This is a genomic window from Micromonospora sp. SCSIO 07396, from assembly GCF_053667945.1.
On sequence record NZ_CM132210.1, the window covers coordinates 2048750 to 2062633 of the forward strand.

Genomic DNA, 13884 nt, shown 5'->3' on the forward strand with positions numbered 1-13884 from the left:
CACGTAGACTTCCCTGCGTGATCGAGGAAGGTCGACGTCGCCGCTCCCGCAAGCCCCGGCGCGGCGACCTGCCCCTCGCCACGATCGCCGAACTCGCCGGGGTGTCCCCGCCGACGGTCTCCAAGGTGCTCAACGGCCGCCGGGGGGTGGGTGAGCAGACCCGGCAGCGGGTGGAGGCGTTGCTACGTGACCACGGCTACCGTCGCCGGCCGGCCGGAAGCTTCACGCCCTGCATCGAGGTGGTCTTCCACCAGATGCTCTCCTCGATCGCCATGCCGATCCTGCGCGGCGTCCAGGAGGTCGCCGGCCCCCGGGACCACACGGTCGGCTTCACCGACGTACGGCACTGGCTGCGGGCCGGGCAGCCCTGGGCGCAGGCGGTGCAGCTGCGCCAACCGGCCGCCGTGATCACGGTCTTCTCCCTGGTGACCGCCGAAGACGGGACGAGCTTCGCCGCCGCCGGCATACCGCTGGTGGCCGTCGACCCGGCCGACAACCTGTTCCCCGTCCCCGTCGTCGGGTCGGGCAACTGGAGCGGGGCGCTGTCGGCCACCCGCCATCTCGTCGACCTCGGCCACCGGCGGATCGGCGTGCTCACCGGCCCGGTCCGGGACCTGTCGGCGCGGGCCCGCCGCGACGGCTTCCGGGCCGCGCTTGACTATGCGGGCGTACCGTTCGACGAGCGCCTCGAACGCAGCGGCGTGTTCGCCTTCGAGGACGGCCTGCGGCTCGGTGGCGAGCTGCTCGCCGGGCCCGCGCCGCCCACCGCCGTGGTCTGCGGCAACGACCTTCAGGCGCTGGGTGTCTACGCGGCGGCCCGGGAGGCCGGCCTGCGGATTCCCGACGACCTCAGCGTCGTCGGCTTCGACGACGTCGACGAGGCGGCCTGGCTGGCGCCGCCGCTGACCACGGTGCGGCAGCCGTTCGGGGAGATCGGGGCCACCGCCGCCCGGCTGGCGCTGGCCCTGGCCGACGGCCAGCCGCTGGCGCAGGACCGGTACGAGCTCGGCACGTCGCTGGTGGTGCGGGGCAGCACCGCGCCACCCCGCCGCCGCTGAGCCCACCCGCCCACTCCCGTCACCATCCGGTCGCGCTGGGTGAGTCATGCGTCACCCAGGGGAGGGATGTCCGCCGCCACACCGGCCGTAAACTTGATTTGCTCCAGAACAGCGGGCTAGGGTCGACCCATGACGGCCGAGCTCGAGGCACAGTTACGGGCGGCCTCGCTGCGCGTGACCCGGCCCCGACTCGCCGTGCTCGCCGCGCTGCGGGACCATCCGCACGTCGACACCGACACGGTGATCGCGCTGGTCCGGGCCGACCTGCCCACGGTTTCCCACCAGGCGGTCTACGACGTGCTGCGGGCGCTCACCGAGGCCGGCCTGGTGCGCCGCATCCAGCCGGGCCGGTCCACCGCGCGTTACGAGGCGCGGGTGGGGGACAACCACCACCACGTCGTCTGCCGTTCCTGCGGCGTGATCGCCGACGTCGACTGCGCCGTCGGTCACGTTCCGTGCCTCACCGCCTCCGACGACCACGGGTTCGTGGTCGACGAGGCGGAGGTCGTCTACTGGGGCACCTGCCCCGACTGCGCGGCCGACCGCATCTCCCAGTGATCCACCAGTTCGGAAGGAAGTACATGAGCGACACCCAGGACAACGCCCCCGCCAGCGCGCAGGGCGTGGACCAGAAGGCGGCGGCCGGCTGCCCGGTCGCGCACGACTCGGCGACCGCGCAGGGCAGCGAGAGCGAGAACCCGGCGATCGACTCCCCGAAGCCGAAGACCGGCGGGCGTCCGCGTACCAACCGGGACTGGTGGCCCAACCAGCTCGACCTCTCGGTCCTGCACGCCCACTCGGCCAAGGGCAACCCGCTGGGGGAGGACTTCAGCTACGCCCGCGAGTTCGCCAAGCTCGACGTCGAGGCGCTCAAGCGGGACATCACCGAGGTGCTCACCACCTCGCAGGACTGGTGGCCGGCCGACTTCGGCCACTACGGCGGCCTGATGATCCGGATGAGCTGGCACGCCGCCGGCACGTACCGGATCGAGGACGGCCGCGGTGGCGCCGGGGACGGCGGGCAGCGGTTCGCGCCGCTGAACAGCTGGCCGGACAACGCCAACCTGGACAAGGCCCGCCGGCTGCTCTGGCCGGTCAAGCAGAAGTACGGCCAGCAGATCTCCTGGGCCGACCTGCTCGTGCTCGCCGGCAACGTGGCCCTGGAGTCGATGGGCTTCACGACCTTCGGCTTCGGCTTCGGCCGGCAGGACGTCTGGGAGCCGGAGGAGATCTTCTGGGGCCCGGAGGACACCTGGCTCGGTGACGAGCGGTACTCCTCCGAGACCGAGATGTCGGCCGGCGTCGGGGCGACCGAGATGGGTCTCATCTACGTCAACCCGGAGGGCCCCCGGGGCAACGCCGACCCGCTCGCGGCGGCGCACTTCATCCGGGAGACCTTCCGCCGGATGGCGATGAACGACGAGGAGACCGTTGCCCTCATCGCCGGCGGCCACACCTTCGGCAAGACCCACGGCGCGGGCGTCGCCGACGACCACGTCGGCCCCGAGCCCGAGGGCGCCCCGCTGGAGGCGCAGGGCCTGGGCTGGCTGAGCACCCACGGCAGCGGCAAGGGCGGCGACACCATCACCAGCGGTCTGGAGGTCACCTGGACCGACCGGCCGACGCAGTGGAGCAACCGCTTCTTCGAGATCCTCTTCGGCTACGAGTGGGAGCTGACCACCAGCCCCGGCGGGGCGAAGCAGTGGGTCGCCAAGGACGCCGAGGCGATCATCCCGGACGCCCACGACCCGGCGAAGAAGCACAAGCCGACGATGCTCACCACCGACCTGTCGCTGCGCGTCGACCCGGCGTACGAGAAGATCTCGCGGCGCTTCCTGGAGCACCCCGACGAGTTCGCGCTGGCGTTCGCCAAGGCCTGGTACAAGCTGCTGCACCGCGACATGGGTCCGGTCAGCCGCTTCCTCGGCCCCTGGGTCGCCGAGCCGCAGCTGTGGCAGGACCCGCTGCCGGCCGTCGACCACGAGCTGGTGTCCGACGCCGACGTCGCCGCCCTCAAGGCGAAGGTGCTCGACTCCGGCCTGACCACCGCGCAGCTGGTCAGCACCGCCTGGGCCTCCGCCGCGAGCTTCCGGCACACCGACAAGCGCGGTGGCGCCAACGGCGCGCGGATCCGGCTCGAACCGCAGCGCAGCTGGGAGGTCAACCAGCCCGAGCAGCTCGCGACGGTGCTGGCCACTCTGGAGGGGATCCAGCGCGAGTTCAACGACGCCGGTGGGGCGAAGATCTCACTGGCCGACCTGATCGTGCTGGCCGGCTCGGCCGCCGTCGAGCAGGCGGCCCGGGCCGCGGGTGTCGAGGTGACCGTGCCGTTCCGGCCGGGCCGCACCGACGCCAGCCAGGAGCAGACCGACGTCGAGTCGTTCGCCGTGCTGGAGCCGCGCGCCGACGGGTTCCGCAACTACCTGCGTGCGGGTGAGAAGACCCAGCCGGAGGTGCTGCTCGTCGACCGGGCATACATGCTCAACCTGACCGCGCCGGAGATGACCGTCCTCGTCGGCGGCCTGCGGGCGCTCGGCAACAACGTGGGCGGCGCCGCGCACGGCGTGCTGACCGACCGGCCGGGCGTGCTCAGCAACGACTTCTTCGCCAACCTGCTCTCCCCGGGCACCCGGTGGAGGGCGTCGGAGTCCGACGAGCACGTCTACGAGATCCGGGACCTGGCCACCGACGAGGTGAAGTGGACCGCCACCGCGGTCGACCTCGTCTTCGGGTCCAACTCCCAGCTGCGCGCCCTCGCCGAGGTCTACGCCAGCCAGGACGCGGGCGTCAAGTTCGTGACCGACTTCGTGGCGGCCTGGACGAAGGTCATGGAGCTGGACCGGTTCGACCTGTCCTGATCCGACCCGGCTGTACGGGCCCCGGCCGATGGCCGGGGCCCGTCCTGGTTCGGGGGAGGGGTGAACCCCACTTCGTATTGGACAAAACGCCCATAACACTCTTATAGTGTCGTCCGTGCACTTCCTGGCAGCCCTGGTCAGCCCGCTGTTGCTCGTGGGTGGTGTCGCACCGCCCGGCGCGGCACCCGTTCCCCGTGTGCGGGCGATGGCGCTGGTGGTCGGGCTCGACATCACCGTGCCACCCACGGCCAGCCTCGGTGCGGGCGTGCCCGGGGCCACCCTCAGTCGCTCGCTGGGCACCGTCACCGTGAACGACACCCGGACGACCAACCCGAACACCTGGCTGGCCACCGTGTCCACCACGGTGTTCATCACCGCCGGCGGTGGTGCGGGCAAGACCATCGCCGCCACCCAGGTCTCCTACTGGTCGGGGCCGGTGACCAAGCAGAACGGTGGGGGCACCAAGGTGCCGGGTCAGGCCACCGCCGCGCAGGCGGTGACGCTGACCGTGCCGCGGGTCGCGTTCAGCAAGACCTCGGGCAACCAGCGCAACAGCGTGAGCTGGGCACCCACCCTCCGGGTGGCGATCCCCGCGGCTGCGGTGGCAGGCGTGTACACCGGCACCATCACGCACTCTGTCGCCTAATGAGTGATTCGCGCTGAATGACAGATATGAGCGCTTTCGGTGCTTAGCGTGGGGGCATGAAGAAGCCATTGCTCGCCCTGGCCGCCGGGGCAGCGGTGCTCGCCGTAGCATCGCCCGCCGCCGCCGCCCCGTCGGGCGACACCATCGTCACCTTCACCGTGTCGACCGCCAACCTGGACATCACCGTGCCGGCCTCGGTGAACCTGGGCGCGGCCTTCGCCGGCTCCACCATCACCGGCGCGCTCGGCAACGTCACGGTCACCGACAGCCGGGCGGCGCTAGCGGCGACCTGGACCGCGTCGGTGACGAGCACCGCGTTCACCACCGGCGGGGGCACCGGTCCGGAGACGATCCTGCCCAACCTGGTGGAGTACTGGTCCGGGCCGGCGATCTCCACCACCGGCACCGGCACCTTCGTGCCCGGACAGCCCACCTCGGCCGACGCGGTGACGCTGAACCTGCCCCGGACGGCCTTCTCCAAGACCTCCGGCAGCGGCAACAACTCGGCCACCTGGAATCCCAGCCTCCGGATCACCCTCCCGCCCGCAGCCGTCGGCGGCCTCTACACGGGGACGGTGACCCATTCGGTGGCCTGACCGACTCCGCGCTGCTGTCCTGGCCGTCACCGTCCTGGTGACCGCTGGGACACCGGCGTCTGCCGCGTCGCCGTCACCCCCGCCGAGCCCGAGTTTCAGCGGCCCGGCCGCAGCGGTCGGCATCCGCCTGCTCGACGCCCCGGTGAACCGGCGCGACGACAGCCGCGCGCACAAGTACATCGTCGACCACGTCCACCCCGGGACCACCATTAAGCGGCGGATCGTGGTGCAGAACGTCTCGGAGATCGAGCGGAAGATCGCCGTCTACGCCGCCGCCGCCGAGGTCGACCGCACCGGCTTCGTCTTCGCGCCCGACCGGACGCCCAACGAGCTGAGCAGCTGGATCACCGTCGACCAGGGCGAGGTGGAGCTGGAGCCCGACGACGAGGCGGTGCTCACGGTGACCATCGTGGTGCCGGCGAAGGCGTCCGCCGGGGAGCGGTACGCGGTCATCTGGGCCGAGGCGTCCACCGTCGACGGCGCGAACGTGCGCAACATCGGCCGGGTCGGCATCCGGGTCTACCTGTCGGTCGGGCCGGGCGGCGAACCCCCGTCGGGCTTCGAGGTGTCGGGGCTCACCGGTCACCGGGACGGCGACGGCGCACCGGTGGTCACCGCCGAGGTGCGCAACACCGGGCAGCGGGCGCTGGACCTCGCCGGCCAGCTACGTCTCACCGACGGCCCGGGTGGGCTGTCGGTCGGGCCGGTCCGCGCCGAGGCCGACACGCTCGCTCTCGGCGGTACCACCACCGTCCGGGTGCTGCTGGACCCGAGGCTGCCCGACGGGCCGTGGAACGCCCGGCTCGACCTCGCCAGCGGCTGGACCAAGCGCACCGCGACCGGAACCGTCTCCTTCGGCGGGTCGACGGCCGCCGCCGCGACCAGCACGGACCGTTCCGGGTTGGTGCTCACCGGCGGGATCGTCGCGTCGGCGGTGGTCCTGCTTCTGTTCACCGGGTTCGCCTTCCGCCGTCGCGGTCGTCCCCAGCATGCGCTGCCCGCCTGACCGGGCACTGTGGCGAACAGGAAAGTGCGTGGCACGTAATATTGCGTGCCACGCACTTTCGGCTATGCTGAATGGGTGAGCGGGCTACGGGAGCGCAAGAAGGCCGAGACGCGGGCGGCGCTGAGCTGGGCGGCCATCCGGCTGACCGTCGCCCGGGGCTTCGACAACGTCCTGGTGGAGGACATCGCCCAGGCCGTGGGCGTGTCCCCGCGTACGTTCAACAACTACTTCTCCAGCAAGGCCGAGGCGATCGCCTTCCGGCACCTCGACCGCAGCCGGCGGGTGGCCGAGGAACTGCGCCGACGGCCGGCCGACGAACCCCTCTGGCCGGCGCTGATCGTGGCGACGCTGACCCGCTTCGTCCCCGGCCCCGAGGTCACCGAGTCGCCGCCTCACCCACACGCCGAGTGGGTCGAGGGGCTCGCGGTGATGCTGGCCGAGCCGGCGTTGCAGGGCGAGATGCTGCGCGCGGGCGCGATCGCCGAGGCCGACCTGGCCGCGGCCGTCGCCGAACGCACCGGCACCGACCCCGACCGCGACCTCTATCCGCACCTCGTGGCGGCCAGCGTGAACGCCGCCGTGAACGCCGCGATCCGGCACTACCTGCGCGCCGATCCACCCGTTCCGATGCAGCGGTTGCTTCCCGACGCGCTGGCCCAGCTCGCCGCCGGCCTGCCGGTGCCCACGCCGCGATGACCACGTCCCCTGCGTCGCCCCGGCCGTGTCCCTGCCCTGTTCCCGTCCCCGCCCGCTTCCCGTGCCGCCGCTGACCGTGCATCCCTGACCCTGCGCGGCCGGCCGGCCCGACCGCGCCGCCTGCCTCATCCGCGCACCGCGACGACCGCCCGCGCTGAATCGCCCACGCCCGGCCCACCACGTCCACCCTCGCCCCTGTCGGGGGATGCCCACGGTCCGCCGCCGCCGCTGGCGAGCGGATCCACCCCACCCTGGAAAGGATCTTGCGATGATCGATGTCGTGATCGTCGGCGCCGGCCCGAACGGCCTCCTGCTCGCCACCGAACTGGCCCTGGCCGGCGTCCGACCCGTCGTGTGCGAGCGGCTGCCGGCACCCACCACCGAGCAGCGTGCCAACGGGCTGGTCGGGCAGGTGGTCCGGATGATCGACCGGCGGGGCCTGCACCACCGCCTCGTCGACGACCCGGCACCGCCGCAGCCCGCGCCCGGGTTCGTCTTCGGCGCGCTGCCGCTGGACCTGCGGGCGGTGCCGGACAACCCGCTGTACCTGCTCCAGACCCCGCAGCGGCACCTGGAACGGGTGCTCGCCGAACGGGCCGCCGAACTGGGCGTACAGGTCCGCCGGGGGCACGAGGTGACCGGGCTGACCCAGGAGGTCGACGACGTACGCGTGACGTTCTCCGACGGCACGACCCTGCGCTGCCGTTACCTGGTCGGCGCGGACGGCGGACACAGCATCGTCCGCCGGCTGGCCGGGATCGGCTTCCCCGGCGTGTCGACGGACCGCACCGTCTCCCGTACCGCCCAGGTCAGCCTGCCCGCGGAGCTGATCGACGCGGCGACCGGTGGCCTCGTGATCCCCGGGTACGGCACCGTCGCACCGTTCCAGCACACCCGTACCGAGCGGGGACTGATCGCGTGGGCCCCCTTCACCGGGCGTCCGGCGGGCCTCAGCACGATCGAGTGGCCCGAGTCGACGCGGTTCGACGGGCCGCCGACCCTCGCCGAGTTGCGGGCCAGTGTCGCCCGGGTGCTCGGGGTCGACGTGCCGATCGACCCGCCGGCCGGCCCCGGGCCGCACCTGCTGCGCCGCCTGGTGGGTGGCAACACCCGGCTCGCCGAGCGGTACCGCGCCGGCCGGGTGCTGCTGCTCGGCGACGCCGCCCACGTGCACTCGGCGATCGGCGGGCCCGGACTCAACCTCGGCCTCCAGGACGCGGTGAACCTGGGCTGGAAGCTGGCCGCCCAGGTGCACGGCCGGGCCCCGGACGGGCTGCTGGACTCCTACGAGGCGGAACGCCGGCCGGCCGCGCAGCGGGTCACCATGTCGACCCAGGCCCAGTCGGCGCTGATCGCCCCCGGCAGCGAGGTCACCGCGCTGCGGGTGCTCCTCGGTGAACTGCTCGACCGGCCGGAGAACGCGGCCCACGTCGCCGCCCTGCTGGCCGGGGCGGACGTCCGCTACCCGATGGGTGCCGCGGACGGGCCGCTGGTCGGCCGTTTCGCCCCCGACCTGGTGTGGCACACCGACGCCGGCCCGGTCCGGCTGGCCGAGCTCACCCGGACCGCCCGCCCATTGCTGCTCGACCCCACCGGCGTGCACGCCGGGCTGGCCGGGCCGTGGCGGGACCGGGTCGACGTGCTCACCGGACGGTTCACGTCGGACGGCGCGACGGCCGACGCGCCCGGCGACGCCATGCCGACCGCGCTGCTGCTGCGCCCGGACTGCTACGTAGCCTGGCAGTCCCCGCCGGACGGGCCGGACGCCGACGGGTTGACCGCCGCGCTCGCCCGCTGGTTCGGCCCGCCGGGCACCGACCGGTCCTGACGGGGTTCGGCCGGCCCGGCGGGGGAGGGTGCCGGGCCGGCCGATGCGGAGCGTCGGGTCAGTCCCGCTGGATGACCATCCCGGCGCCCACGGTGCGGTTGGTGGTCTCGTCGATGATGACGAAACCGCCAGTGGTGCGGTTGCGGTGGTAGTCGTCCACCAGCAACGGCACGGTGGTGCGCAGTCTGATCCGGCCGATCTCGTTGAGCGCGAGCGCGGTGCTGGTCTCGTCCCGGTGCAGGGTGTTGACGTCGAGCCGGTAGTGCAGCTCGCGGACGATGGCGCGTGCCGAACGGGTGGTGTGCTTGACGACGTACCGGCCGCCGATCTCCAGCGGGCGGGTCTCGTCCATCCAGCAGACCATCGCCTCGATGTCCTGTGAGACGGTCGGTGCGTTGTTCGGCCGGCAGATCATGTCGCCCCGGGAGACGTCGATCTCGTCGTCGAGGCGGACGGTGACCGACATCGGGGGGAACGCCTCGTCGACGGGGCCGTCGGCGGTGTCGATGGCGGCGATCCGGCTGGTGAACCCGGACGGCAGGACCATCACCTCGTCGCCGGGCTTGAGCACCCCGGAGGCGACCTGCCCGGCGTAGCCCCGGTAGTCGGTGACGGTGGTCGACTGGGGGCGGATCACGTACTGCACCGGGAACCGGACGTCGACCAGGTTGCGGTCCGAGGCGATGTGCACGTGCTCCAGGTGGTGTAGCAGCGACGGCCCCTCGTACCACGGCATGTTCTCCGACCGGGCGGCGATGTTGTCACCCTGCAGCGCCGACACCGGGATCACCGCGAGGTCGGGCACGTCGAGCTTGGCGGCGAAGGCGGTGAACTCGTCGGCGATGCGTTCGAAGACCTCCTGGGAGAAGTCGACCAGGTCCATCTTGTTGACGCACAGCACCAGGTGCGGCACCCGCAGCAGCGAGCACAGGAACGCGTGCCGCCGCGACTGCTCCACCAGCCCCTTGCGGGCGTCCACCAGGACCAGGGTGAGGTCGGCGGTGGACGCGCCGGTGACCATGTTGCGGGTGTACTGGGTGTGCCCGGGGGTGTCGGCGATGATGAACTTCCGCCGGGGGGTGGCGAAGTAGCGGTACGCCACGTCGATGGTGATGCCCTGCTCCCGCTCGGCCCGCAGGCCGTCGGTGAGCAACGCCAGGTTGGTGTACTCGTCGCCCCGGGCCGCGCTGACCGCCTCCACCGCGGCCAACTGGTCGGTGAACAACGACTTCGTGTCGTACAGCAGCCGCCCGATCAGGGTCGACTTCCCGTCGTCCACACTGCCTGCCGTGGCGAACCGCAACAGGTCCATCGGTCGGGCCTCGGCCGGGGAATCGGCCGGCGCCAGCATCTCGGTGCTCATCAGAAGTAGCCCTCCCGCTTGCGGTCCTCCATGGCGGCCTCGCTGACCCGGTCATCGCCCCGGGTGGCACCCCGCTCGGTGATCCGGGTCGACGCGACCTCGTCGATCACCTTCTCCACCGTGTCCGCGTCGGAGCGGACGGCGGCGGTGCACGAGGCGTCGCCGACGGTGCGGTAGCGCACCCTGGCGGTGAAGGGTTCCTCGCCCGCGCGGGGGGTGAAGAACTCGTTGACGGCGTAGAGCATGCCGTCGCGTTCGATCACCTCGCGGTCGTGCGCGTAGTAGATCGACGGCAACGGCACCCGCTCCCGGGCGATGTAGTGCCAGATGTCCAACTCGGTCCAGTTCGACAACGGGAACACCCGGATCGACTCACCCGGATGATGCCGACCGTTGTACAACGACCACAACTCCGGCCGCTGGTTCTTCGGATCCCACTGCCCGAACTCGTCCCGGAACGAGAACACCCGCTCCTTCGCCCGCGCCTTCTCCTCGTCCCGCCGCGCCCCACCGAACAACGCGTCGAACCGGTGCTTCTCCACCGCGTCCAACAACACCGGCGTCTGGATCCGGTTGCGCATCCCGTCACCCGACTCACGGACCAGGCCCCGGGTCAGCGCCTCCGGCACGCTCGCCACGATCAGGTGCAGGTTCAGCTCGGTCACCCGCTGGTCGCGGTAGTCGAGCACCTCGGGGAAGTTGTGCCCGGTGTCGACGTGCATCACCGGGAACGGGATGCCGGCCGGGGCGAACGCCTTCTGCGCCAGCCGCAACATCACGATCGAGTCCTTGCCACCGGAGAAGAGCAGCACCGGCCGCTCCATCTCGGCGACCACCTCACGCATCACGAAGATGCTCTCCGCCTCCAACTCGTCGAGCTGGGAGACCTGGTACGCAGCCGATCCGCTGCTCATCGCGGGTCCTTTCCGGGGTGGGGGACGGGGGAACCGGAGGTGGCCGCCGTGCCGGCCAGTTGCCGCCGCAGCGCGGCGAGCAGCGGCGCGGCCAGCTCACCGCGACAGACCAGCAGGTCCGGCAGCCGGGGGTCGGCCTCGTTGTAGGTCAGCGCGGAGCCGTCGATGCGCGAGGCGTGGAAGCCGGCGGCGGTGGCCACCGCCACCGGTGCGGCGGAGTCCCACTCGTACTGGCCGCCCGCGTGGATGTAGGCGTCCACGTCACCGGTCACCACCGCCGCGATCTTCGCCCCCGCCGAACCCATCGGCACCAGTTCCGCGCCGACCTCGTCGGCCAGCGCGGCCAGGAAGGCGGGGGGACGGCTGCGGCTGGCCGCCAGCCGGATCACCCCGTCGGGCGGGGACGGCGCGACCGGTGGGGCGGTGGGGTCGTCGGTGCTCAGCACCCGGCTCTGCGCCGGCAACCCGACCGCACCGGCGACCAGGCCGTGCGGGGTCGCCGCGTCGCGGGCCCAGAGCGCCACGTGCACCGCCCAGTCGGCGCGCCCCTGCTCGGAGAACTCCCGGGTGCCGTCCAACGGGTCCACGATCCACACCCGGTCGGCGGTCCGCCGGGACACGCCCTCGTCGGTGTCCACCAACCGGGAACCGTCGTCCTCCTCGGAGAGCACCGCGTCGGCCGGCCGGCACCGGGCCAGCTCGGCCCGCAGGAAGTCGTGGGCGGCCCGGTCGCCGGCGGCCTTCAGCGCGGCGGGATCGGCGTGACCGTGGTCGGCGCGTACCCGTAGCAGCAGTTCACCGGCGTGGGCGGCGAGCCGGCGGGCCAGCGCCACGTCGGATTCGGCGATGGTGGGGTCAACCATGGCAACTCCTCGACCTCTCGGATACGCGGGCGGTGCGGGTGCGGGTGGTCACTGGACGGCCCGGCGCGTGAAGCAGCGGACGCTGACCCAGGTCAGGACGACGGCCACCCCGGTCAGCACGGTCAGGCACACCCACGCCGACAGGTGCGGCACGTCGGGCAGCAACGCCCCGCGTACCCCCTCGGAGACGTAGGTCATCGGGTTGAGCGCGGTGATCACCTGGTACCAGGGCACCGACGACAGCCGGGGCCACGGGTAGTGGATGCAGCCGGTCCAGATGATCGGGGTGAGGATCACCGAGAAGGTCACGTTGATCCGCTGCACCGGCAGGGTGGTGGCCAGGCTCATCCCGATCGCCCCGCCGATCCACGCCCCGAGCAGCGCCACCACGAACGCCAGCGGCAGCCCCGCCGGCCGCCACGGCGCAGAACCGACCATCAGCGCGCCGAGCGGATAGATCAGCACGGCCGCGAGCAGCCCCCGGATGGTGGCGATCACCAGCTTGCCGATCGCCACGTACCCGGTCGGCAGGGGCGCCATCAGCCGGTCCTCGATCTCCATGGTGAAGCCGAACTCCTTCACCAGCGGCAGGGCCACGCTCTGCAACGCGGTGGTGAGGGCGGCCAGCGCGATGATGCCGGGCAGGAACACGTCGGCGAAGCCCCGCCCGACGAGGCCCTGGCTGCCCAGCACGGTGTCGAACACGAACAGCATGAACAGCGGTGTCAGCCCGACCTGGACCAGGATGACCCAGAGTTCCCGGCCGGTGACCATCAGGTCGCGGCGCAGCACCGCGGCGAACACCCGCCCGGTCCCGGGACGGGGGCGTGGCGCGGCCGTCGGGCGCAGCGGGGTCGGGGTGTCGAGAGCGGTCACCTCGGTTGCCTTCCGGTGAGTTCGATGAAGACGTCCTCCAGGCTGGGTTCGCCGACGTCGACGGCGTTGACCGCCGCCGAGCGGGCGGCGAGCACGGTCACCGCCGGGCCGAGCAGCGTCGCGGGATCGCCGGCCAGGTGCAGGCGGATGCGCAGCCGACCGCGACCACCGTTGCCGGCCGCCCCGCCGCCGCGCCCGAGCAGGCCCGCCCCGGCCAGGGCGGCCAGCCGGCCGGCACCGGGCGGCCCCCCGCCGGCGGCGAGCGCGGCGAGCATCCCGGCGCCGCCCGCCCCGACCCCGGCCAGCCCGGCCCCACCGAGGCCCGGCCGCCCACCGGCCGGCACGGTGGGCGTCGCCACCCGCTCCGCCTTGCGTACGCCGGGCAGCTCGCCCAGCGCGGCGCAGAGCGCGTCCGGGTCGTCCCCGCCGGCCGGGGTGACCGTGAGGTCGAGCAGCGCGTCCCCGGCGAGACCCCGGACCAGGGCGGTCGGGGTGTCCAGGGTGAGCAGCCGGCCGTGGTCGACGATGCCGACCCGGTCGACCACCCGGGCCGCCTCGTTCATCGCGTGGGTGGTCAGCACGATCGCCACCCCCCGCTGGCGCAGCTCGCGGAGCTGCCCCCAGATCAGCAGCCGGGTCTGCGGGTCGAGGGCGTTGGTCGGCTCGTCGAGGAAGAGCACCGCCGGCTCGTGGGTCAACGCGCGGGCGATCATCAACCGCTGCGCCATGCCCCCCGAGTACGCCTCGATCCGCCGGTCGGCCCGCTCGGTGAGGCCGAAGCGCTCCAGCAGCTCCGCCGCGCGGGCCTGCGCCTCCCGTCGCCGTACCCCGTGGTAGGTGGCGTGGTAGACGAGGTTCTGCCGGGGGGTCAGCGCCCGGTCCAGGTTGTTGTGCTGGGGCACCACGGCCAGGTGGGCGCGGGCGGCGGCCGGGTCCCGGCCCACGTCGACCCCGCAGACCACGGCCCGGCCCCCGGTGGCCCGCAGCCGGGTGGTCAGGATGCCGACGGTGGTGGACTTGCCGGCCCCGTTCGGCCCGAACAGCCCGAAGATCTCGCCCGGCGCGACGGTGAACGACAGTCCGTCGACCGCGTTGGTGTCGGCGCGGGGGTAGCGCTTGACGAGGTCGTCGACCTCGACCACGGCCGGCCCGTCTCTGCTGGGCATCTCAACTCCTGTCC

13 protein-coding genes are annotated in these 13884 nt (G+C 72.7%); 8 read left to right on the forward strand and 5 right to left on the reverse strand.

The window, feature by feature from the left end; all coding sequences use genetic code 11:
- The first annotated feature begins 17 nt into the window (after positions 1-17).
- The 8 genes from ACWCHM_RS08745 to ACWCHM_RS08780 all read left to right on the forward strand — a co-directional run bounded on the left by ACWCHM_RS08745 (position 18) and on the right by ACWCHM_RS08780 (position 8688).
- The gene (locus ACWCHM_RS08745) at positions 18-1058 is read left to right on the forward strand and encodes a LacI family DNA-binding transcriptional regulator (RefSeq protein ID WP_281896590.1); all 1041 of its coding nucleotides are present in this window, start codon (positions 18-20) and stop codon (positions 1056-1058) included.
- 129 nt (positions 1059-1187) lie between these two features.
- Complete coding sequence (locus ACWCHM_RS08750) at positions 1188-1616, forward strand: Fur family transcriptional regulator (RefSeq protein WP_204962147.1); 429 nt, start codon at positions 1188-1190, stop codon at positions 1614-1616.
- 23 nt (positions 1617-1639) lie between these two features.
- Positions 1640-3916: a catalase/peroxidase HPI gene (katG, locus tag ACWCHM_RS08755; protein ID WP_454222016.1), complete on the forward strand. Its 2277-nt coding sequence runs from the start codon at positions 1640-1642 to the stop codon at positions 3914-3916.
- Positions 3917-4031: 115 nt separating this feature from the next.
- Positions 4032-4562: a hypothetical protein gene (locus ACWCHM_RS08760; protein ID WP_454222017.1), complete on the forward strand. Its 531-nt coding sequence runs from the start codon at positions 4032-4034 to the stop codon at positions 4560-4562.
- A 56-nt stretch (positions 4563-4618) separates the two neighbouring features.
- A complete protein-coding gene (locus tag ACWCHM_RS08765; RefSeq protein ID WP_454222019.1) occupies positions 4619-5158 on the forward strand; it encodes a hypothetical protein in 540 nt (179 codons plus the stop codon).
- A 37-nt stretch (positions 5159-5195) separates the two neighbouring features.
- Positions 5196-6164 carry a hypothetical protein gene (locus ACWCHM_RS08770; protein WP_454222020.1) on the forward strand — a complete coding sequence of 323 codons (969 nt, stop codon included), beginning with the start codon at positions 5196-5198 and terminating at the stop codon, positions 6162-6164.
- Between the two features lie 75 nt (positions 6165-6239).
- Positions 6240-6860, forward strand: a complete 621-nt coding sequence (locus tag ACWCHM_RS08775; protein WP_454222021.1) for an acyl-CoA-like ligand-binding transcription factor — start codon at positions 6240-6242, stop codon at positions 6858-6860.
- 268 nt (positions 6861-7128) lie between these two features.
- Positions 7129-8688 carry an FAD-dependent monooxygenase gene (locus ACWCHM_RS08780; RefSeq protein WP_454222022.1) on the forward strand — a complete coding sequence of 520 codons (1560 nt, stop codon included), beginning with the start codon at positions 7129-7131 and terminating at the stop codon, positions 8686-8688.
- Positions 8689-8746: 58 nt separating this feature from the next.
- Here the strand turns inward: ACWCHM_RS08780 and ACWCHM_RS08785 are convergent, their stop codons facing one another.
- The 5 genes from ACWCHM_RS08785 to ACWCHM_RS08805 are packed head-to-tail and all read right to left on the reverse strand — an operon-like array spanning position 8747 to position 13870.
- Positions 8747-10051 carry a sulfate adenylyltransferase subunit 1 gene (locus tag ACWCHM_RS08785; RefSeq protein ID WP_454222023.1) on the reverse strand — a complete coding sequence of 435 codons (1305 nt, stop codon included), beginning with the start codon at positions 10049-10051 and terminating at the stop codon, positions 8747-8749.
- Entirely contained in the window at positions 10051-10965 is a 915-nt protein-coding gene (cysD, locus tag ACWCHM_RS08790; RefSeq protein ID WP_281896606.1) for a sulfate adenylyltransferase subunit CysD, read from the reverse strand. The genes ACWCHM_RS08785 and cysD overlap by 1 nt, the downstream gene beginning before the upstream one ends.
- Positions 10962-11828 (reverse strand): 3'(2'),5'-bisphosphate nucleotidase CysQ, encoded by an 867-nt coding sequence (locus ACWCHM_RS08795; protein ID WP_454222024.1) that lies wholly within the window; start codon positions 11826-11828, stop codon positions 10962-10964. The genes cysD and ACWCHM_RS08795 overlap by 4 nt, the downstream gene beginning before the upstream one ends.
- 48 nt (positions 11829-11876) lie before the next feature.
- Positions 11877-12704: an ABC transporter permease gene (locus ACWCHM_RS08800; RefSeq protein ID WP_454222025.1), complete on the reverse strand. Its 828-nt coding sequence runs from the start codon at positions 12702-12704 to the stop codon at positions 11877-11879.
- The gene (locus tag ACWCHM_RS08805) at positions 12701-13870 is read right to left on the reverse strand and encodes an ABC transporter ATP-binding protein (RefSeq protein WP_281896610.1); all 1170 of its coding nucleotides are present in this window, start codon (positions 13868-13870) and stop codon (positions 12701-12703) included. The genes ACWCHM_RS08800 and ACWCHM_RS08805 overlap by 4 nt, the downstream gene beginning before the upstream one ends.
- Positions 13871-13884 lie beyond the last annotated feature (14 nt).

Excerpts from the sequence above, each read along its gene's own strand:
- ACWCHM_RS08750 (WP_204962147.1), top strand. The coding sequence starts at position 1,188 with ATGACGGCCGAGCTCGAGGCACAGTTACGGGCGGCCTCGCTGCGCGTG.
- katG (WP_454222016.1), top strand. The coding sequence starts at position 1,640 with ATGAGCGACACCCAGGACAACGCCCCCGCCAGCGCGCAGGGCGTGGAC.
- ACWCHM_RS08765 (WP_454222019.1), top strand. The coding sequence starts at position 4,619 with ATGAAGAAGCCATTGCTCGCCCTGGCCGCCGGGGCAGCGGTGCTCGCC.
- ACWCHM_RS08780 (WP_454222022.1), top strand. The coding sequence starts at position 7,129 with ATGATCGATGTCGTGATCGTCGGCGCCGGCCCGAACGGCCTCCTGCTC.
- ACWCHM_RS08785 (WP_454222023.1), bottom strand. The coding sequence starts at position 10,051 with ATGAGCACCGAGATGCTGGCGCCGGCCGATTCCCCGGCCGAGGCCCGA.
- cysD (WP_281896606.1), bottom strand. The coding sequence starts at position 10,965 with ATGAGCAGCGGATCGGCTGCGTACCAGGTCTCCCAGCTCGACGAGTTG.
- ACWCHM_RS08795 (WP_454222024.1), bottom strand. The coding sequence starts at position 11,828 with ATGGTTGACCCCACCATCGCCGAATCCGACGTGGCGCTGGCCCGCCGG.
- ACWCHM_RS08805 (WP_281896610.1), bottom strand. The coding sequence starts at position 13,870 with ATGCCCAGCAGAGACGGGCCGGCCGTGGTCGAGGTCGACGACCTCGTC.